Source organism: Curtobacterium sp. MCBD17_023 (assembly GCF_003224415.1).
Taxonomy (GTDB): Bacteria; Actinomycetota; Actinomycetes; order Actinomycetales; family Microbacteriaceae; genus Curtobacterium.
Map to the genome: position 1 here is coordinate 266620 of NZ_QKLJ01000004.1, position 18984 is coordinate 285603.

General features: G+C 71.8%; 18 protein-coding genes. 5 read left to right on the plus strand and 13 right to left on the minus strand.

What is annotated here, in order from left to right:
- Nucleotides 1-161: 161 nt before the first annotated feature.
- Nucleotides 162-827, minus strand: coding sequence for a response regulator transcription factor (locus DEI84_RS08175; protein ID WP_110890498.1), 666 nt, complete (start codon nucleotides 825-827; stop codon nucleotides 162-164).
- Between the two features lie 29 nt (nucleotides 828-856).
- A complete protein-coding gene (locus tag DEI84_RS08180) occupies nucleotides 857-2233 on the minus strand; it encodes a sensor histidine kinase (RefSeq protein ID WP_110890357.1) in 1377 nt (458 codons plus the stop codon).
- Nucleotides 2234-2449: 216 nt separating this feature from the next.
- On the opposite strand from DEI84_RS08180, the gene DEI84_RS08185 reads away from it, so the two are divergent.
- Nucleotides 2450-2695, plus strand: a complete 246-nt coding sequence (locus DEI84_RS08185; RefSeq protein WP_258369085.1) for an SHOCT domain-containing protein — start codon at nucleotides 2450-2452, stop codon at nucleotides 2693-2695.
- Between the two features lie 80 nt (nucleotides 2696-2775).
- On the opposite strand, the gene DEI84_RS08190 is transcribed toward DEI84_RS08185, so the two are convergent.
- Complete coding sequence (locus DEI84_RS08190; RefSeq protein ID WP_110890358.1) at nucleotides 2776-3303, minus strand: gluconokinase; 528 nt, start codon at nucleotides 3301-3303, stop codon at nucleotides 2776-2778.
- A 164-nt stretch (nucleotides 3304-3467) separates the two neighbouring features.
- Here DEI84_RS08190 and gndA point away from each other — a divergent pair, with 164 nt between their 5' ends.
- The gene (gene gndA / locus DEI84_RS08195; RefSeq protein WP_375537649.1) at nucleotides 3468-4874 is read left to right on the plus strand and encodes an NADP-dependent phosphogluconate dehydrogenase; all 1407 of its coding nucleotides are present in this window, start codon (nucleotides 3468-3470) and stop codon (nucleotides 4872-4874) included.
- A gap of 221 nt (nucleotides 4875-5095) precedes the next feature.
- Here the strand turns inward: gndA and DEI84_RS08200 are convergent, their stop codons facing one another.
- Nucleotides 5096-5794: a hypothetical protein gene (locus tag DEI84_RS08200; RefSeq protein ID WP_110890360.1), complete on the minus strand. Its 699-nt coding sequence runs from the start codon at nucleotides 5792-5794 to the stop codon at nucleotides 5096-5098.
- Between the two features lie 194 nt (nucleotides 5795-5988).
- Here DEI84_RS08200 and DEI84_RS08205 point away from each other — a divergent pair, with 194 nt between their 5' ends.
- Complete coding sequence (locus DEI84_RS08205) at nucleotides 5989-7566, plus strand: molybdopterin-dependent oxidoreductase (RefSeq protein ID WP_110890502.1); 1578 nt, start codon at nucleotides 5989-5991, stop codon at nucleotides 7564-7566.
- A 16-nt stretch (nucleotides 7567-7582) separates the two neighbouring features.
- On the opposite strand, the gene DEI84_RS08210 is transcribed toward DEI84_RS08205, so the two are convergent.
- From DEI84_RS08210 to DEI84_RS08235, 6 genes are all read right to left on the minus strand, one after another.
- Nucleotides 7583-8356: a putative protein N(5)-glutamine methyltransferase gene (locus DEI84_RS08210; protein WP_110890504.1), complete on the minus strand. Its 774-nt coding sequence runs from the start codon at nucleotides 8354-8356 to the stop codon at nucleotides 7583-7585.
- A gap of 22 nt (nucleotides 8357-8378) precedes the next feature.
- Nucleotides 8379-9356: a ribose-phosphate diphosphokinase gene (locus tag DEI84_RS08215; RefSeq protein ID WP_110823606.1), complete on the minus strand. Its 978-nt coding sequence runs from the start codon at nucleotides 9354-9356 to the stop codon at nucleotides 8379-8381.
- 113 nt (nucleotides 9357-9469) lie between these two features.
- Complete coding sequence (gene glmU, locus DEI84_RS08220; protein ID WP_110823605.1) at nucleotides 9470-10897, minus strand: bifunctional UDP-N-acetylglucosamine diphosphorylase/glucosamine-1-phosphate N-acetyltransferase GlmU; 1428 nt, start codon at nucleotides 10895-10897, stop codon at nucleotides 9470-9472.
- 195 nt (nucleotides 10898-11092) lie between these two features.
- Nucleotides 11093-12319 (minus strand): zinc-dependent alcohol dehydrogenase, encoded by a 1227-nt coding sequence (locus DEI84_RS08225; protein ID WP_110823604.1) that lies wholly within the window; start codon nucleotides 12317-12319, stop codon nucleotides 11093-11095.
- A gap of 114 nt (nucleotides 12320-12433) precedes the next feature.
- Nucleotides 12434-13837: an MFS transporter gene (locus DEI84_RS08230; protein WP_110890361.1), complete on the minus strand. Its 1404-nt coding sequence runs from the start codon at nucleotides 13835-13837 to the stop codon at nucleotides 12434-12436.
- A 62-nt stretch (nucleotides 13838-13899) separates the two neighbouring features.
- Nucleotides 13900-14886, minus strand: a complete 987-nt coding sequence (locus DEI84_RS08235) for an AraC family transcriptional regulator (RefSeq protein ID WP_110890362.1) — start codon at nucleotides 14884-14886, stop codon at nucleotides 13900-13902.
- 101 nt (nucleotides 14887-14987) lie between these two features.
- Between DEI84_RS08235 and DEI84_RS08240 the strand changes: the two genes are divergently transcribed.
- Nucleotides 14988-15437, plus strand: coding sequence for a MarR family winged helix-turn-helix transcriptional regulator (locus DEI84_RS08240; protein ID WP_110823601.1), 450 nt, complete (start codon nucleotides 14988-14990; stop codon nucleotides 15435-15437).
- 164 nt (nucleotides 15438-15601) lie between these two features.
- The gene (locus DEI84_RS15650; protein WP_181419412.1) at nucleotides 15602-15751 is read left to right on the plus strand and encodes a hypothetical protein; all 150 of its coding nucleotides are present in this window, start codon (nucleotides 15602-15604) and stop codon (nucleotides 15749-15751) included.
- A 94-nt stretch (nucleotides 15752-15845) separates the two neighbouring features.
- Here the strand turns inward: DEI84_RS15650 and DEI84_RS08245 are convergent, their stop codons facing one another.
- From DEI84_RS08245 to DEI84_RS08255, 3 genes are read right to left on the minus strand one after another with little or no spacing between them, the layout of a single operon-like run.
- The gene (locus DEI84_RS08245) at nucleotides 15846-16694 is read right to left on the minus strand and encodes a carbohydrate ABC transporter permease (protein WP_110823600.1); all 849 of its coding nucleotides are present in this window, start codon (nucleotides 16692-16694) and stop codon (nucleotides 15846-15848) included.
- The gene (locus tag DEI84_RS08250; RefSeq protein WP_181419413.1) at nucleotides 16694-17665 is read right to left on the minus strand and encodes a carbohydrate ABC transporter permease; all 972 of its coding nucleotides are present in this window, start codon (nucleotides 17663-17665) and stop codon (nucleotides 16694-16696) included. Before DEI84_RS08250 ends, DEI84_RS08245 begins: the two co-directional genes overlap by 1 nt.
- Nucleotides 17662-18981 (minus strand): ABC transporter substrate-binding protein, encoded by a 1320-nt coding sequence (locus DEI84_RS08255; protein WP_110890363.1) that lies wholly within the window; start codon nucleotides 18979-18981, stop codon nucleotides 17662-17664. Before DEI84_RS08255 ends, DEI84_RS08250 begins: the two co-directional genes overlap by 4 nt.
- Nucleotides 18982-18984 lie beyond the last annotated feature (3 nt).

An 18984-nucleotide genomic window follows, 5' to 3' on the forward strand; every position in this document is an offset into this window, starting at 1 on the left:
GTGTCCATCGTCAGCGGCGGCTCGAGGCCCGCTCAACCCCGACGCACGGCGGGCGCGCGGCTTTCTCGACCAGCGACGGGTAGGCATCGCGGCCGTCGACGCTGGCGGCGGGCCGGGCGACCGCGGCTTCCAGCAGGCCCGCGTCACGAATGTGTTCCCGGTCATCCCGTCCACCCCGGGGTGACGAGGCCGGTCTCGTAGGCGAAGACCACGAGTTGGGCGCGGTCGCGAGCGCCGAGCTTGATCATCGCCCGGGAGACGTGGGTCTTCGTCGTGGCCGGACTGACGAACAGGCGCTCGGCGATCTCGGCGTTCGTCAAGCCGCTCGCGACCAGGCGCATGACCTGGCGTTCGCGGTCGGTCAGGGCGTCGAGTTCGGGTGCGAGCGCTGCCGGCTTCGCGTGCGCCGCGTACGCCTCGACGAGCGACCGGGTCGGGCCGGGCGACAGCAACGACTCCCCCGCGACCACGGTGCGGATCGCCCGGAGGAGTTCGGCGGGCTCGGTGTCCTTCACGAGGAACCCGGCAGCACCGCCACGGATCGCCTCGAACACGGTGTCGTCCTCCTCGAAGGTCGTGAGGACCACCACGTGCACCGCGCCGAGCGCCGGGTCCTCGGAGATCCGCCGTGTGGCGACGAGGCCGTCGGTCCCCGGCATGCGGATGTCCATGAGCACGACGTCCGGCAGTTCCCGTGCGACGACCGCGACGGCGTCCTCGCCGTCGGACGCCTCACCGACGACCTGCATCCCCGGCTCGGCGGACACGAGTGCGCGGAGTCCGGCACGGATGAGGCTCTGGTCGTCCACCAACACGATCCGGATCAGATCCGGCGTGGTGGGAGTCGCGGACATGGTCATGCGGTCGTCTCCGTCGCTCCGGACGCAGTGCGTGCGGGTTCGCCGATCGGCAGGCGTGCGTGGACCGACCACCCGCCGTCGGGCGTCGGGCCGACGGCGAGTGTGCCGCCGACAGCCGTGGCCCGTTCGTGCATCCCGACCAGCCCGTTCCCCGGACTGCTGCCGCTGCCGCCGTCCGCCTGCTCGGTCACGGTGTGCTGGCCCGCCGCACGGGCGAGGGCGGACGAGGAGCGGTGCCCGCGGGGCGCCTCCTCGGTCCGCGGGGCACCGGCGCCGATCGCGACCGGCGCCGGGACGTCGGTCACCGTGATGTCGACGACCTCGGCCCCCACGTCGACCACGACCGAGGCGTGGTGGTCAGGGGCGTGCTTCATGACGTTCGTGACGGACTCCTGCACGATGCGGAAGGCGTTGCGCGAGACGACGCCGGCGACGGTCTCCACCGGGCCGTCCAGGCGCAGCTCCACGTCCATCCCGGCCAGGCGGGCTCGATCGACCAGGTCGGGGACGCGGTCGAGACCGGCGACCGGGGTGCGGTCGGAGGTGCCGGACGATGCGTCGACGGCCCGCAGCACGCCGAGGATCGTCCGGAGCTCCACGAGCGCCTGCTTGCTGGAGTCGCGGATGTTCAGCAGCGACTCCCGGGTCTGCTCGGGGAGTTCGGCCCCGAGGTGCAGGGCCACCCCCGCCTGCAGGTTGATGAGCGACATGCTGTGGGCGACCGAGTCGTGGAGCTCCCGGGCGATGCGGACGCGCTCGGCGCCGGCGCGCTGCTGCTCCGCCGCGAGGCGGGCGCGACGGGCGTCGGCGGCGCGGGCCACCCGTACCCGGACGAGCTCGGTGACGGCGATGGTGACCGTCAGCCACGCCAGGCAGAGCGTCATCGTGGTGACGGTCGGGAAGGGCGCGCGGCCTGTCAGGGTGTCCGCCGAGGGCAGGACGACCTGCGCGACCGCGGCAGCGACGTACGTGGGGACGCGGTGGCCGCGGAACCAGGCGTTCGCCAGCGCCATGGTCAGCGCCGCGACGAACGGCCCACGCGGACTGACGACCAGGGCGTAGCCGATCGTCGTGCCGAGGGTCAGGGCCAGGACCACGACCGGCCACCGCCACCGGAAGGGCAGGACGACGATCCCGCCCACGAGCAGCACCCATGCCAGGGGCCCGAGCAACACCGGGTCGACGCCGTCACCGAAGCGCTCTGTCCACGGCGGGCCACCAGCACCGACGGCACCGGGACCGACCCCGGCTGCCCACCGGGTGGCGGCGACGGTGCCGACGACCTGCACGAGCGCCACCGGCAGCACCCGTCCCACGCGGGCGAACCGGCGTCCACCCGCCGGGCGGGTGTCGGAGCGCGTGTCGGTGGTCATGCAGCGAGCCTACGGTCGGCCCTCCCCCGACACATCGCGCAACGGGAGGGCCTGTGGACTACGCCCGGAGGAGTAGTCGCCTGTGGACGAACCGGCGCGGGTGAGCCGGCGGGAGCAGGTCCGAGTGGGCTCTCCTGGCGGACGCGGGTGGGGCCTCCCGACCGACAGCCTTGTCGTGTCGCGACCGCGGCACCACACCCGACCTCGGAGGTCCCCATGCTCACCACACTCGCTGCCACCGCTCCGTACTGGCACGGAGGCGGGATGCCGTCCCACGGCTTCCCCGTGTTCCCGGCGCTCCTGCTCCTGCTCGTCGTCGGGGCCGTCGTCTTCGGCGTCCTCCGCCGCGGTGCCGGACGGGCGATCGCCGACGCGCGGTCGGTGCTGGCCGACCGGTTCGCCCGCGGCGAGATCGACGCCGAGGAGTACCGCGCTCGACGGTCGGAGCTCAGCCGGAAGTAGACCCGACGGTCAGGTCGTCGAGCGCGACGGGCTCAGGGCAGGACGGGTTCAGGGCCGGACGGGCTCGGGGCAGGACGGGCTCAGGGCAGGACGGCGAGGATCGCCGCGACGGTGTCGTCCACGACCCCGTGGATCGGCACCGCCGCGACGGCTTCGTCCGCGCCCGGGCGCTCGAGCGTCGCGAACTGCGAGTCGAGCAGGGAGTTCGGCATGTACTCGTGGTGACGGTGGCGCTGCCGATCGGCGATGAGCTCGCGCGACCCGTCGAGGAACACGATGAAGAGGTCCGGGGCGTCCTCACGCAGGCGGTCCCGGTACGCGCGCTTCAGCGCCGAGTTCGCCATCACACACCGCGAGCCGGAGGCCTCGACCTCCGCGATGCGGGACGAGCACGCGTCCAGCCAGGGGCGACGGTCGTCGTCGGTGAGTGGGATGCCGGCGTGCATCTTCTCCTTGTTCGCCGCCGGGTGCAGCGCATCCGCGTCGACGAACTCCACCGCCTGTCCGCGGTCGACGAGCGCCTGTGTCAGGGCCTCACCGATCGTCGACTTGCCGGATCCGGAGACCCCCATCACGAGCACGGGCGGGAGGACGGTCGCATCGGCCATGTCTCCACAGTACGAACAGGGGGACCGACTGTCCCCAGGATGCGGAAGACCTGGATGAGCACATCGGGCGCTGCATAGATTGGCGACGGCCGTCCAGACACGAAGGAGTCGACGTGGCAGACAACAACGAACAGGGGAACATCGGGGTCATCGGCCTCGCGGTGATGGGTTCGAACCTGGCGCGGAACCTCGCGTCGCGTGCGGGGAACACCGTCGCGGTCTACAACCGCACCTACGCCCGGACCGAGGACCTGATGCGCGAGCACGGGGACATGGGCTTCATCGCGTCGGAAGACATCGACGGCTTCGTCGCCTCGCTGTCGAAGCCGCGCACGGCGATCATCATGGTCCAGGCCGGGAAGGGCACCGACGCCGTCATCGGTCAGTTGGCCGAGCGGTTCGAGGCGGGCGACATCATCGTCGACGGCGGCAACGCGAACTTCCACGACACCATCCGCCGCGAGCACGACCTGAAGGAGAAGGGCATCAACTTCGTCGGCACCGGCATCTCCGGCGGCGAGGAAGGCGCCCTGCACGGGCCGTCGATCATGCCCGGCGGATCGGACGAGGCGTGGGAGACGCTCGGCCCGATCCTGAAGTCGATCGCGGCCGTCGCCGAGGGCGAGCCCTGCGTCACCCACGTCGGGACCGACGGCGCCGGACACTTCGTCAAGATGGTGCACAACGGCATCGAGTACGCCGACATGCAGCTCATCGCGGAGTCCTACGACCTGCTGCGCCGCATCGGGGGCTACAGCGTCGACCAGCTCGTCGACGTGTTCGACGAGTGGAACAAGGGCGACCTGGAGTCCTACCTGATCGAGATCACCGGGGAGGTCCTCAAGCAGAAGGACGCCGACACCGGCACACCGCTCGTGGACGTCATCCGGGACGCCGCCGGATCGAAGGGCACCGGCGTCTGGACCGTGCAGAACGCAGTCGGTCTCGGCATCCCCGTCTCCGGCATCGGCGAGGCCGTGTTCGCCCGAGCCGTCTCGTCCCGGCCCGCGCAGCGCGCAGCCGTCCAGAAATCGGTCACCTCACGGCCGGACATCGCCCAGGCACCGGACTCGTTCACCGACGACGTCCGAGCAGCCCTCTACGCATCGAAGGTCGTCGCGTACGCGCAGGGCTTCGACCTCATCATCGCCGGGGCGAAGGAGTACGACTGGGACATCGCGCTCGGGGACATGGCGAAGATCTGGCGCGGCGGCTGCATCATCCGCGCCCAGTTCCTCAATCGCATCGTCGAGGCCTACGAGAAGAACCCGGACCTCGAGTCGCTGCTCGTCGACCCGTACTTCGCCGACGCCGTCGCCGAGGGCGAAGCCGCCTGGCGTCGGATCGTGGGCATCGCGGCCGCGTCCGGTGTCCCCGCGCCCGGGTTCTCCTCCGCCCTGTCCTACTTCGACTCCCTCGCGTCCGAGCGCCTGCCCGCCGCGCTCATCCAGGGGCAACGCGACTTCTTCGGCGCCCACACCTACCAGCGCATCGACAAGGACGGCACGTTCCACACCCTCTGGTCCGAGGACGACCGCCGCGAGGTCGAACAGGAGCCGTCCACACACTGAGCAGGACCCGCGGCAGGACCCGCGGGAGCGCAGGCCCGGGTCGGTTGCCTCGTCATCGACGAGAGCCGACCCGGGCGAACCCGTGTCCCGGTCGGTGCCGGGCGGGACACGGGCACCAGCACGGGCGCGGTCACGGACACGGGCACGGGCACGGGCACGGGCACGGGCACGAGCACGAGCACGAGCACGAGCTCACGCACAGGTCCGCAGCGCCATCCCCGTCAGGCGACGATGCGCTCGCGGGCGAGTCGGGCGAGCAGGTCGTCGAGACGAGCACCGGGGCCGAGCAACCGGTCCGAACCGGGGGCGACACGCACGAAGAACGTCGCGACGGCGGTCGTGTCGTCGGCTCGGACGTAGTGCACCGCTACGGCGGGGGCGGTGCGCCGACCGGCACCCGGCACGAGGACCGCCTCGGTCCCGACGTGCATGACGCGGCTCCACCGGATGACGAGCAGCCGAGTCGCCCGCCGTCCGTCGAGTTCCCACAGCGAAGCCTCCGTCGCTCCGAACGCCCAGGTCACGCGAGCGGTGAGTGGCACCTCGGGTCGGGCCGCCTCGATCACCCCGCGCAGTTCCTGCGTCGGAGCCGCGGGGACCAGCCACACCGTCGGGTCGATACGGCGCACCGCGCGCGCGAGCACGTCGTCAGCGCGACGCCGACCCGCTGCGCGTGCACGGACGACCGCGAGGACGACGATCGTCACGCCAGCGGTGACGGCCACCGCCTCCGCGATGCCGAAGGCCCGCATGTCTGCGTCCGGGTGGACGGTCACGACGATGATCCGGGCAGTGAGGAGCGCCACCCACACACCGACGATCACCCACCGGAGCACGAGGAGCCGACCGGCGGAGGACCAGCGGTGCTGGTCGTCGCGGGCGCGACCGAGCCCGGGGACACGATCAGGTCGCCACGGCACGCTCCGATCCTGCCACGGCGCCCGCACGGCACACCTCGCACCGGGTGAACGCTCCCCGAACCCCGACCCCGAACCCCGATCCCGACCCGGACCCGACGCGCGACCTGCAGCCGCAGCCGCAGCCGCAGCCGCAGCCGCAGCCCACGAGCGGCACCGACGCCCTGTTCCCAGCACGACTGACCTACGATCCGATCGTGACCGAGCCAGACCCGCGCCTCCTCCCGCACCGCAGGTGGGCCGCAGCGCTCGTCGGCGTCATCGCCGTCCTCGCGTTCCTCGCGGTCGCCGAACTGGGCGCGCTCGTCCTGGGCGGCGCAGGCAGTCCGCTCGTCGCGGTCGGCTCCGCCGTCATCGACCTCGCGCCCCCGACGGCGAAGGACCTCATGGTGTCGCTGTTCGGGACGGGCGACAAGGTGGCCCTGTTCGTCCTGATGAGCGTCGTCCTCGTCGCGGTGGCGGCCGGCGCCGGTGTCCTCGAACGCCGGAACCCGCCGTACGGCGCGCTCGTCTTCGCCGCCGGCGGGGTGCTCGCACTCCTCGCCGTCACCACTCGTTCGGGCAGCGGCACCCTCGACGGCGCCCCGACGGTCGCCGGCATCGCCGCCGCGGTGGTGGTGCTGCGGCTCCTGCTCCAGCGTCTCCGCCGCTGGGAGGACGCCCGCGCGGTCCCGACCGCCGGACCCGGCGGTGCTGGTGCGGTCGAACGCCGCTCGTTCCTCCGCTGGACGGTGACCAGCGCAGCGCTCGCGGTGGTGGTGGGCGGCGCCTCCCGGATCGGCTCGGCCTCGCTCCAGGCCGCAGCGGCCGTCCGGCGAGCCGTGCGTCTGCCGCAGCCGGCGACGCCCGCCCCGCCCGTCCCGAGCGGCGCGAGCCTGGACGCCGAGGGCATCACCCCGTACGTCACGCCGAACGCCGACTTCTACCGCATCGACACGGCGCTCCGCGTCCCCGCCATCGATCCCGCGGACTGGTCGCTGAAGATCACGGGCGAGGTCGACGAGGAGGTCGAGCTCATCTGGGACGAACTGCTCGCGCTCCCGCTCGAGGAGCACATGGCGACCCTGAGCTGCGTGTCGAACGAGGTCGGTGGCGACCTGATCGGCAACGCCCTCTGGCTCGGGTACCCGATCCGGTCCCTGTTGGCGCGCGCCCGCCCCCGCGCCGGAGCGGACATGGTGCTGTCCCGCAGCATCGACGGCTTCACCGCGGGGACCCCGCTCGACGTGCTCCAGGACGAGGGGACCGACGCGCTCCTGGCCGTCGGGATGAACGGCGACCCGCTGCCCGCCGAGCACGGGTTCCCGGCGCGGCTGGTCGTGCCCGGCCTGTTCGGGTACGTGTCCGCGACGAAGTGGGTGACCGAGCTCGAGGTGACGCGGTTCTCCCGGGCACAGGGGTACTGGACGCCGCGGGGTTGGTCGGAGCGGGGACCGGTGAAGCTCGAGTCGCGGATCGACACCCCGGTGGACGGCGTGACGGTGGCCGTCGGTGACCGGGTCCCGATCGCGGGCGTCGCGTGGCAGCCGCACACCGGGGTGAAGGCCGTGCAGGTCAAGGTCGGGGACGCCGACTGGCAGGACGCCGAACTGGCGGACTCGGTCTCGGCCGACACGTGGCGGCAGTGGGTGCTCCGGTGGACGGCGACGAAGGGACGGCACGAGATCCAGGTCCGTGCCGTCGGTGCCGACGGCGAGGTGCAGACGAGCGTGCAGCGGCCGCCGGCACCGAACGGCGCGACCGGGTGGCACGGGGTCACCATCACGGCGTCCTGACGGGAGGCCCGTGCGCTCAGGCGGGGAGCGTCGCCACCACGCACGTGCCGTCGACGTCGTCGTCCCGCACGACATCGGTCGTGAAGCCGGCGGTGCGGAACAGTTCCGCGGACACCGGCGCCTGCTTGGCCGACACCTCGATGACCACGGACCCGCCGCGCCGCACCCAGTCAGCAGCGCCGGCAGCGATGCGCCGGTGCAGGTCGAGCCCGTCGGCGCCGCCGTCGAGTGCGACCCGGTGCTCGTGGTCGCGCGCTTCGGGCGGCATGATCGCGATGGCGTCGGTCGGGACGTACGGGGCGTTCACGGCGAGCACGTCCACGGCACCGCGGAACCGGGTGGGCAGCGGGTCGAACAGGTTCCCGGTCACGACGATGCCGCGGTCGCCGAGGTTCTCCGCGGCCACCTCGGTGGCGTCGGGGTCGATGTCGGCAGCGACGAGGTCGAGCGCTCCGACGCGTTCCAGCAGCGCCATCGCGACGGCCCCCGCTCCGCAGCACAGGTCGACGACACGGTCGTACCGTCGGAGCCGTCGGGCTGCCTCCGTGACGACGACCCGCGTCCGCGCCCGTGGCACGAAGACGCCCGGTGTGACGCGGACGCGGTGCCCGTCGAACGCCGCCCAGCCGAGGACGTACTCGAGGGGCTCCCCCGCCAGGCGACGCTGCACCAGGCCGCGGAGCCGGACCGCGTCGCCGTCACCGGCCGCGAGGAGCAGGTCCGCCTCGTCCTCAGCGAACACGCTCCCGCCCGACCGGAGTCGGGCGGCGAGGGCGTCCCGCGCGGTCAGTGCCACCGTCGGACGTGAGCGCTCAGGCGGCGCCGTCGAACATCGACGTCACCGAGCCGTCGTCGAACACCTCGTGGATGGCCCGGGCGATGAGCGGCGCGATCGGCAGCACCTCGAGCTTGTCCCAGCGCTTCTCGGGCGGCAGCGGCAGGGTGTCGGTCACGACGACGCGGTCGATGAACTCGCTCTGCAGCAGCTCCGTGGCCGGGTCGGAGAACACCGCGTGGGTGGCGGCGACGACGACGCCCTTGGCACCGTTGGCCTTGAGTGCCTCGGCGGCCTTCGCGATGGTGCGCCCGGTGTCGATGAGGTCGTCGACGAGCAGGCACCAGCGACCGGAGACGTCACCGACGATCTCGTGCACGGAGACCTGGTTCGGGACGAGCGGGTCGCGGCGCTTGTGGATGATCGCCAGCGGGGCCCCGAGCTTCTCGGACCAGATGTCGGCGACGCGGACGCGCCCCATGTCCGGCGAGACGACGGTGAGGGTCTCCGGGTCGAGCATCTCCTTGAAGCGCTCGAGCAGCACAGGCATGGCGAACAGGTGGTCGACGGGACCGTCGAAGAAGCCCTGGATCTGCGGCGCGTGCAGGTCGACGCTCATGATGCGGTGCGCACCCGCGGCCTTGAACAGGTCGGCGACCAGACGGGCCGAGATCGGCTCACGCCCACGGCCCTTCTTGTCCTGGCGGGCGTACGGGTAGAACGGCGCCACGACGGTGATGCGCTTGGCCGACGCACGCTTGAGCGCGTCGACCATGATGAGCTGCTCCATGAGCCACTCGTTGATCGGGGCGGTGTGCGACTGGATGACGAAGGCGTCGCATCCGCGCACCGACTCGTCGAAGCGGGCGTAGAGCTCACCGTTGGCGAAGGTCCGGGCGTCGGTCGGGACGAGGTCGACACCGAGCTCTTCCGCGATCGCCTTCGACAGTTCCGGGTGCGCTCGCCCGGCCACCAGGACGAGTCGCTTCTGGCCGGTTGTCTTGATTCCGGACACGTGTGGTGCTCACTCCCTGACCCCGAGAGGGGGCCGATCTGACCCCGCCGGGGCCGATGTCCTGGGCTCCGATCGGGGCCCACCGCTGACGGCCGCAGGGACCGTCGAAGGTGTCACTCGCCTCGCGCGCGCCGAGCTGCCTCGGCCGCCGGGGTACCGGGTCGGTTCTCCTCGACCCATCCCTCGGTGTTGCGCTGTGGGGCGTAGCTGATCGCGAGCGACCCGGCCGGCACGTCCTTGCGGACGGTCGTGCCTGCACCGGTGTACGCCCCGTCACCAATCCTAACCGGGGCGACGAACACGTTGTGCGACCCGGTGCGGACGTCCGACCCGACGACGGTGCGGTGCTTGTGCACGCCGTCGTAGTTCGCCGTGATGGTGGCTGCGCCGATGTTCGAGTCCTCGCCCACCTCGGTGTCGCCGATGTAGGACAGGTGCGGGACCTTGCTGCCGCGACCGATGACGGCGTTCTTCGTCTCGACGAAGGTACCGATCTTGCCGCGGTCGCCGAGGACCGTGCCCGGCCGCAGGTAGGCGAACGGCCCGACGGAGGCGCCGTCGCCGATGACCGCGAGCGTGGCGTCGACCCGGTTGACGGTGGCGCCGGCTCCGACCTCGGTGTCCCGGAGCGTGGTGCCCGGTCCGACGACGGCGCCGGCCGCGATCGCCGTCGCTCCGAGCAGCTGCGTGCCGGGCAGGAGCTCGGCGTCGGGCTCGATGGACACGTCGAGGTCGATCCACGTCGATGCGGGGTCCTGCACCGTGACGCCGGCGAGCTGGTGCCGACGGACGATCCGCGCGTTCAGCTCCCGGGCCGCATCCGACAGCTGTGCCCGGTCGTTGATCCCGGCCACGAGCCACGGGTCGGTCAGGGTGACGACGTCCACCCGTCCCCCGCGGGCGGCGATGAGCGCGGGCACGTCGGTGATGTACTTCTCGCCCTGTGCGTTCTCCGTCGTCAGCGACGGCAGCACCGCGCGCAGGTGGGTGACGTCGAACGCGTAGATGCCGGCGTTGGTCTCGGTGACGGCACGCTGCTCGTCTGTCGCGTCCTTGTGCTCGACGACACCGGTGAAGGCGCCGGAGGCGTCGCGCAGGATCCGGCCGAGCCCGGTCGGGTCGTCCTGGATGGCGCTGACGAAGGTGACCGCGTTCGACTGGCTCGCGTGCGCCTCGACCAGTCCGCGGAGGCTCTGCGCGTCGAGCAGCGGGACGTCGCCGGACAGCACCACGACGACGCCGTCGAAGTCGGCCGGGAGCGCGTCGACCGCGACCTCCACCGCCCGACCGGTCCCGGGGACGTCGTCCTGGTCCACGACGAGGGCGTCGGGGGCACGCTCGGTGATCTCCGCCGCGACGCGCTCACGTTCGTGCCGCACGACCACGGCGACGTGCTCGGGCGACAGGGACTCGGCGGTCCGGAGCACGTGGGCGATGAGGGGCAGCCCGGCGAGCCGGTGCAGCACCTTGGGGAGCGAGGACTTCATGCGCGTGCCCTGCCCGGCGGCGAGGACGACGACGGCGATCCGCTGGTCGGTCATGCGTCCCATCCTGGCGCACCGCTCCCCCGGCGTCCGACCGTGGCGGGCATCTGTGCGGAACTCCGCGCCGCAGCACGTCCGTGGAGGAGCCGCCGACGCACCGCGAGCGCCTGGAGGCCCGGCACCGGTCCGCCTGACCGGTACCGGGCCTCCAGGCCGAGCCGTGCGCGGTCCGCGCGTGCGTGTGGACCGCCGTCAGGCGGACGTGTCCGACAGTTCCACCTTGATCCAGCCCGGCTCGCGACGGTCGAAGGCCTCGTACGCCTCGATCGCGGACCCGATGCCCTCGTGCTCGGTGATGAGCGCGGTCGGGTCGAACTGGCCCGCTGCGACCATGTCGATGAGCGGCGGCGTGACCGAGTGGTGGTCGCAGTTGCCCATCCGGATCGTGAGGTTCTTGTTCATCGCCTCGCCGATCGGGTACGACTGCGCGGTCGGCCCGTACACACCGATGATCCCGATCCGGCCGTACTTCGCCACGCACGCGACCGCCCACTGCGCGACCTGCGACGGGCCGTCACCCGGCTTCCACTGCTGCGCCTCGCCGAACCCGTCCGGGGAGGCGTCGGGCGCGACCTGGGCGACCTCGGCGTCGAACGCGGCCGCCTGCTCGTCGGACACCGCTGCCGGGCCCCGCTTCGGGCGCTCGGCGTCGACCCCGACCGCGTCGATGACGGCGTCGGCGCCGATCCCGTTCGTGAGGTCCATGATCGCCTGCACCGGGTCCTCGCGGTTGTAGTCGACGACCTCGCAGTTCTGCGCGAGCGCGGCGGCGAGCCGGGTCTCCTCGCCGTCGACGACGATCACGCGCCCGGCGCCCTGCTTGAACGCGGACGCCGCGGCGAACTGCCCGACGATGCCCGCGCCGAACACCACGACGACGTCGCCGCGGGTGACGCCGGCGAGTTCGGCACCGAACCACCCGGTCGGGAAGATGTCGGAGAGCAGGATGGCCTGCTCGTCGCTCACGTTCTCCGGCAGCGGGTGCATGGTGTTCTGCGCCCACGGGACCCGGACGTACTCTGCCTGCAGACCGTTCACGGGACCGGTCGACTCGGGGCCGCCGAAGAAGCTCGTCCCCGCCTGCGGGCCGTTCGGGTTCGCTACGTCGCACTGCGCGGTCTGTCCCATCCGGCAGTACCGGCACGCGCCGCACGAGATCGTCGAGTTGATCACGACGCGGTCGCCGGCGCTGAAGCCACGGACGGCGTCGCCGACGCTGGTGACGACACCGACGGCCTCGTGACCGAGGATCGTGCCCTCCTGCATCGGGGCCATGGTGCCGCGGACGAAGTGCAGGTCGGTACCGCAGATCGCCGAGCGGGTGATGTGCACGATCGCGTCGTGCGGGTCCTGGATCGTGGGCTCCGGGACCTCGTCGAGCCGGATGTCGCCGATGCCGTGCCAGACAACTGCCTTCATGGGGTTCCTCCTCGTGGGTCGTCGACCCGGACGGTACGCGCGGCGGTCTCGGTGGTCGTCGAGGGCAGCAGGACCCGCGGGCAGGCGGCGGCCGGGAGGCCCTCCCCGCCTCCGTCAGGCGGCGGCGCCCCGGCTGGCGGGCCGGGTCTCGTCGCGCACGAACGCCATGAGCACGAGCCCGGCGACGAGCACCACGACCACCCCGAGGATCCCGTACCGGGTCGACCCGCCCACGGTCACGGCGAGGCCGAACAGCGCCGGCGCGATGAACGAGGCCGCGCGGCCGGTGGTGGCGTAGAGGCCGAACAGCTCTCCTTCACGACCGGGCGTCGCGAGCTTGGCCAGGTACGCCCGGGAGGACGACTGCACCGGCCCGACGAACACGCAGAGCGCGAGACCGAGCACCCAGAACGAGACCTGCGCGGAGCCGGCGAAGAGCACTGCGGTACCGGTCAGGGCCAGCCCCACGAGCGACACCATGATGAGCGGACGGGACCCGAACCGGTCGTCGAGTCGGCCGGAGAGCACGGTCGAGATGCCCGCGACGACGTTCGCGACGATCGCGAACAGGATGACCTCGGACGGGCTGAAGCCGAAGACCTGGGCGGCGATGATCCCGCCGAACGTGAACACCGCGCCGACGCCGTCGCGGAACACCGCACTCGCGAGCAGGAACGCGAGCACGTTGCGCCGCGTCCGCCAGAGCCGGGCGACGTCCCGCCCGAGGTCCGCGTAGGCGGTCCAGAGCGACCCGCGGCGGCTCGGGTCGGCGGGTGCCTCGGGAACGGCGAGGAAGAGCGGGACCGAGCTGACGGCGAGCCAGACCGCGGCGATCCCGATCGCGACGCGCACGTCCCACTGCCCGCCCGCGACCGTCGCCGGGAGCTGCAGGAGCCCACCGCGGCCGTCCACGCCGAAGTCCTGGATGCAGAGCAGGAGCAGGACGACGAGGAGCACGATCCCGCCGAAGTACCCGGCGGCCCAGCCGATCGCGGAGACCCGGCCGGTCTTCGGTCCGGTGGCGACCTGCCCGAGCATCGCGTTGTACCCGACACAGGCGATCTCGTACGCGACCGTCCCGATGCCGATGAGCGCGGCGCCGAGCACCAGGTACGGCTGCTCCGGGGCGACGAACACCATGCCGACGATCGAGAGGAAGACGCCGACCGTCGCGATGAGCACCGACCGCCTGCGGTGCCCGGACGTGTCGGCCAGCCGCCCGACGGCGGGGGCGACGAGGGCGACCAGGATGCCCGCGACGGTCAACGCCGTCGAGACGACGGCGGCGTTGTGGGCGAGCTCCCGCTCGACGGCGGCGGCTGCTGCACCGGTCGAGTCCTCGGCGGCGACCAGTGCCGGGTCCACGAAGGCCCGGCTCGCCAGGTAGGTGCTGAAGACGAACGTCGTGACGACGGCGTTGAAGGCGGCGGAGCCCCAGTCCCAGAGCGCCCAGGACACGAGTGCCCGTCGTCCTGCCGTGGTCGGCGGGGCCGCGGCGGTCGTCGGCGTACCGGTCATGGCGGAACCGTAGCGCGTCCCGGTGTCCTGCCGGGGAACCCGTGCCGCTCCGGGTCAGCAGGTCACCGTCGGAGCGTCTGCTTGGGGTACTCGCCGAACCGCTCCGCGTAGGCCGCGGAGAAGCGTCCGAGGTGCGCGAAGCCCCACCGGGTCGCGACCGCACCGACCGAGGCCGTCCGCGGGTCGCGGGCGAGCAGTTCGTCGTGCACGCGGTCGAGCCGTACCTGCCGCAGGTAGGTCAGGGGCGAGACACCGAGGGTCCGGCGGAAGGACTCCTGCACGCTGCGCACGCTCAACCCCGCGACCCGCGCCAGCTCCGCGATGGTGATCGGGTCCTCGGGGTGGGCGTGGACGTACTCGACGGCGGCCCGGAGCTTCGCCTGCCGCGGGTGCAGCAGCTCGGCGGGGAGGCGGTCGAGCTGCGGCGGGACGACCCGGAGGAAGGCGTCGGCCGTCTGCCGCTTCGCCTCGTGCCACACGAGCGAGTCGGTCCCGCCCTCGCGCAGCGCGCGGGAGAGCGCGCCGAGCGAGTCGCGCCAGTGCCGGACGGCCGCGCTCTCGGTCGGTCGCAGGTGGTCGAACCGCAGGTCGCGGGTGCCCACGTCGAACCGTTCCGAGGCGACCTCGCGGACGAACCGACGATCCAGGTGCACGAGCTGCTGGTCGTAGTCGGCGGCCACGAACACGACCTCGCGGTGCGCGGCGAACAGCGTCGGCTGCCCGATGCGGAGCGGGACGCGGTCGCGCAGGGTGTCGGGGACGCCGGAGCCCGACGTGAGCCACCCCATCACCAGCTCGTTGCCCGGGGTGGAGGCGCCGCGGAGGAAGCCGTTCATGGTCGACCGGCGCATCGACACCTCCGAGTCCCCGACGGCCGTGTAGCGGTACGAGTACTCGCCCTCGGTCCGGCGGGACAACCACTGCTTGCCGGCGTAGATGCCGGCGAGGTCGCGGACGGCCGCCTCCGGTTCGGTCCCGGCGACCTCGAACCGGACCGGCGTGACGGACTGCTCGTCGCCCGGACCATCTGAGGACGTCGGCGCGCTCACCGGGTCACCCGACCGGACCGGACGAGACCGCCGTCCGGATAGGGTGAGCCCGAACGCGCGGAGCCGACCCGCGCGCGGCTGCACGTCGAGGAGGCGAGCCCGTGAGTGAACTCGACGTCATGGGCGCCCTGGCCCGGCTCGAGCACTCCTCGATCTCGCTGCGCGACCGTCTGCGCGACCGGACCGGCATCACCGGCACGGACCTGCTGGTCGTGCGGTACGTGTGGCGCGCGAAGACGGCCGGACGGTCGGTCCGCGTGAAGGACCTCAGCGTGCACCTGGGGCTGACGGGCCCCGCGGTGACCGGTCTCGTCGACCGGCTGGCACGGCAAGGCGTCCTGCGACGGGTGCCGAACCCGGAGGACGGTCGGAGCCGCTTCATCGAGCTCACACCCGGTCACGAGGAGGTCTTCGCAGCGGCGCTGGCGAGCACCAACGAGCAGTTGCACGAACTCCTGTCCTCCTTCTCGGAACGCGAGCGTCGACGCCTCGTCCGCATCGTGGACCTGATCGCCGGGGCGCTCGACGACGGGGTGCCACCCGCGTCGTAGTGCAGGGTATGGGCCGGTCGGATCGTCGCCGGGCGGTTTGTCCGCGCAGCGCGGATGGGTCGGCGACCTCCCCGTTCGCCCGGACGTGCTCCCGTCCACCGTCGTACCGTCGGTGACGATCAGGACCCCTCGCAAGGGGGTCATGTCCGACGGGAAGGGACACCATGGGCATGTACGAGTCCGAGCCGGGCGTCGACCCGGTGCGCATCACCACCATCCGCCGTCTGCGCCGCCGCTGGAAGCACGGCGAGCAGCCGACCGACGACCAGGGGTTGTTCGACGACCTCTTCGTCGGCACGACGAAGCAGCGCTGACACACCGTCGTCGACGCGGCAGCGCGTCGCGCTGGCACACGACGGGAGGCCCGTGGCGGGATCGCCACGGGCCTCCCGTCGTGTGTGCGGCCGCTCAGCCCTTCACCGCGCCGGACGTGAGCCCGGAGACGATCGACCGGCGGAACACGAGCACGAGGATGACGATCGGCACCGTCGCCGCCACGCTCGCCGCGAAGATCTGCGCGAACGGCACCGTGAACTGGGTCCCGAACAGCGCGATGCCGACCGGGATCGTCCGCAGCGAGTTCTCGCTGTTGAAGGTGAGCGCCATGAGGAACTCGCTCCACGACGCGGTGAAGGTGAAGACCCCGACGGTGAACAACCCGGGCTTCGCCATCGGCAGGATCACGGAGAGCACCGTCCGCCAGGCACCGGCGCCGTCGATCTCGGAGGCCTCCTCGATCGTCGACGGGATGCCCTGCAGGTAGTTCCGCATGATCCAGATGGCGAACGGCAGGTTGAACGCCACGTACGGCACGATCAGCCCGGGGTACGAGTTGAGCAGTCCCAGGTTCCGTTCGAGCAGGTACAGCGGGGTGAGCACCGCGATCGCCGGGAACACCGACAACATGAGCAGCGACGTCATGATCGCGGTGCGTCCACGGATCCACCGGCCGGCGAGCGCGTACCCGGCCAGGAACGCGAGCGCGAGCACGATCACGGTCGTGGACACCGACACGATGATGCTGTTCACCATGTACTGCCCGAGCGCGTTGTCCCGGAAGGCCACGACGAAGTTGTCGAGCGTGAACGACATCGGGAAGGCGGTCGGCGGGGACTGCGCGATCTCGGAGGACGGCTTGAACGACGTCGTCACGAGCCAGTACAGCGGCAACGCGGTGACGACGGCGATGACGACGGCGCTGACGTTGACGGTGTTGACCCACCGCCGCCAGCCCTTGCGGATCCGTTGACGGGGCATCAGGCCTCGCCTCCCTTCGCCTGGTTCCGGAAGGCCCGGAGGAAGAGCAGACAGCCGGCGGCCACGATGAGCGCGGTGCTCGTCGCGATCGCCGCTCCCGGCCCGATGTTGATGTCCTGGAAGAGCACCTTGTAGCCCATGATCGCGAGCGACTGGGTGCTCGTCCCGGGGCCGCCGTTCGTCAGCACGAAGGGCAGGTCGAAGACGCCGAACGCCTGCAGGATGCGGAACAGCACCGCGATCGTCAGGGTCGGGGCGAGTTGCGGCAGCACCACGCGCCAGAACGTCTGCCAGCCGTTGGCGCCGTCGAGCTCCGCGGCCTCGTAGTGGTCCTCGGAGATCTGCACCAGGCCCGCGAGCAGGATGATCGCGACGAACGGCGTCGTCTTCCAGATGTCGGCCACCATGAGTCCGGTGATGGCCGGGACGGGCTCGCCGAGGATCACCGGCGCCTCCCCGAACAGGGCGAAGAACCAGGTCGCCACCCCGTACGTGGAGTCGTAGACGTACTTCCACAGCTGGGCGTTGACGATGGTCACGAGCGACCACGGGACGAGCATGAGCGCGAGCATCCAGCCCCGGGTCGCCCCGAGCCGCTCGAGCACGAGCGCGACGAGCATGCCGAGCACGAGCTCCACGAACACCGTGACGATCGTGTACAGGAACGTGAAGCCGAGCGCCCGGTACCAGTCCGCGCTCTGCACCAGGGCCGCGTAGTTGTCGAACCCGAAGCCCTGGATCGCGAAGCCGTCGTAGCCGATCTCGACGTCCGCGAAGCTGAGGACGATCGAGTAGACGACCGGGAAGATCGTCACCGCCGCGACGACCAAGAGGGCCGGGGCGGCGAAGCCCCAGGCGCTCCGGGCACGCAGGCGGTCGAGACGGTTCCGTCCGCTCCGGCGAACGACGGGGTCGGGGCGGGTCGGGCCTCCCGGTCGGGTCGACGTCCGGACGCCGGTCGCGGCGCTCACAGCGCCGCTCCCCGGAGCGCGAGGTCGATGGCGTCGGCCATCGCGCGCGTCCCGCCGTCGACGGTGCGCTGCCCGCCGAGGATGCCGTTGCCGTTCTGGTAGACGCCCTGCGAGACCTTCGGGTAGTAGGCGGTCGAGGTCGGACGCGGCACGAGCGTGATGCCCGCTGCGGTGTCGTACGTCGGGCGCTGCTGCCGCTTCGCGTCCGCGCTGACGAGCGACGCGGACCGGGCCGGCAGGACCCCGCCCTCGCGGGTGAGGAACTGCTGCGCCGTCTCGCTCGACATCCAGCGGGCGAACGTGAGGGCGGCTGCGGGCTGCTGGGTGTGCGGGTTGATGTAGTTCCCCCAACCGCCGATCGTCGAGTGGTGGTCCTCCATCCCGTCGAACGTCGGGCGGGCGGCGAGCCCGACCTTGCCCTGGACGGCGCTGTCCGGGCCGTTCGCGATGCCCCACGCGTACGACCAGTTCCGGAGGAACGCGGCACGACCGCCCGAGAAGGCGTCGTTCGTGTCCTGCTCCTGGTACGTGAGCGTCGCACGCGGGCTCGCGCCGGAGGTGACGAGCGAGCGCATGAACTCGAACGCCCGCCGGGTCTCGGAACTCGTCGTCGTCGCGTTCTCGAGGCCGTCGTCGAGCAGCGAGCCACCGGCGTCGGCGACGAACTCGGTGACGTTGCAGGTCAGGCCCTCGTACACGTCGCCCTGGAACGCGAACCCGTACGAGACGTCCCCGGTGTCGACGAGCTTCGCCGCGGTGTCGCGGACCTCCTCCCACGACCCGGGTACCTGGAAGCCGTGCTTGTCGAGCAGGTCCTTGCGGTACAGGAAGAACGACTCGTCGATGTAGAGCGGGAACATGTAGTACGTGCCGTCGACACTGGCGGCGAGCCGGAGCCCCTCGGGGAACTGCTCGAAGAAGTCCTCCCCCACCAGCGTGTTCACCGGCGTCGCGAGCTTGTTCTTCGCGAACTGCCCGGGCCAGGCGACATCGCCCAGGTACACGTCCGGCGTCGGCGACCCGGCTGCGATCTGCGTCGTCAGCGACGTCCGGTTCGTGTCGGTGTCGCTCGGGGCGCTGACGATCCGCACGCTGATGTCGGGGTGCTCCTTCTGGAACTCGGCGATCAGTCGCCGTCGGAGGTCCCCACCGTCCTTCGACGCCACCTGCCCGGCCCACCAGCTGATGGTCGCCGGTCCCTCCGGCGGGTCGGTCGGCCAGTCGGCGACCTCGGTCCGCTCGGGGCGCGTGGAGCAGCCGGCCAGCAGCAGCACCCCCGTGCCTCCGAGCAGGAACAGCCTGCGGTCGATGTCCATCCG

Bases quoted from the DNA above. Each gene is read 5' to 3' on its own strand.
- DEI84_RS08180 (WP_110890357.1), bottom strand. From the start codon at position 2,233: ATGACCACCGACACGCGCTCCGACACCCGCCCGGCGGGTGGACGCCGG.
- DEI84_RS08185 (WP_258369085.1), top strand. From the start codon at position 2,450: ATGCTCACCACACTCGCTGCCACCGCTCCGTACTGGCACGGAGGCGGG.
- DEI84_RS08190 (WP_110890358.1), bottom strand. From the start codon at position 3,303: ATGGCCGATGCGACCGTCCTCCCGCCCGTGCTCGTGATGGGGGTCTCC.
- gndA (WP_375537649.1), top strand. From the start codon at position 3,468: ATGGGTTCGAACCTGGCGCGGAACCTCGCGTCGCGTGCGGGGAACACC.
- glmU (WP_110823605.1), bottom strand. From the start codon at position 10,897: ATGACCGACCAGCGGATCGCCGTCGTCGTCCTCGCCGCCGGGCAGGGC.
- DEI84_RS08225 (WP_110823604.1), bottom strand. From the start codon at position 12,319: ATGAAGGCAGTTGTCTGGCACGGCATCGGCGACATCCGGCTCGACGAG.
- DEI84_RS08230 (WP_110890361.1), bottom strand. From the start codon at position 13,837: ATGACCGGTACGCCGACGACCGCCGCGGCCCCGCCGACCACGGCAGGA.
- DEI84_RS15650 (WP_181419412.1), top strand. From the start codon at position 15,602: ATGGGCATGTACGAGTCCGAGCCGGGCGTCGACCCGGTGCGCATCACC.
- DEI84_RS08245 (WP_110823600.1), bottom strand. From the start codon at position 16,694: ATGCCCCGTCAACGGATCCGCAAGGGCTGGCGGCGGTGGGTCAACACC.
- DEI84_RS08255 (WP_110890363.1), bottom strand. From the start codon at position 18,981: ATGGACATCGACCGCAGGCTGTTCCTGCTCGGAGGCACGGGGGTGCTG.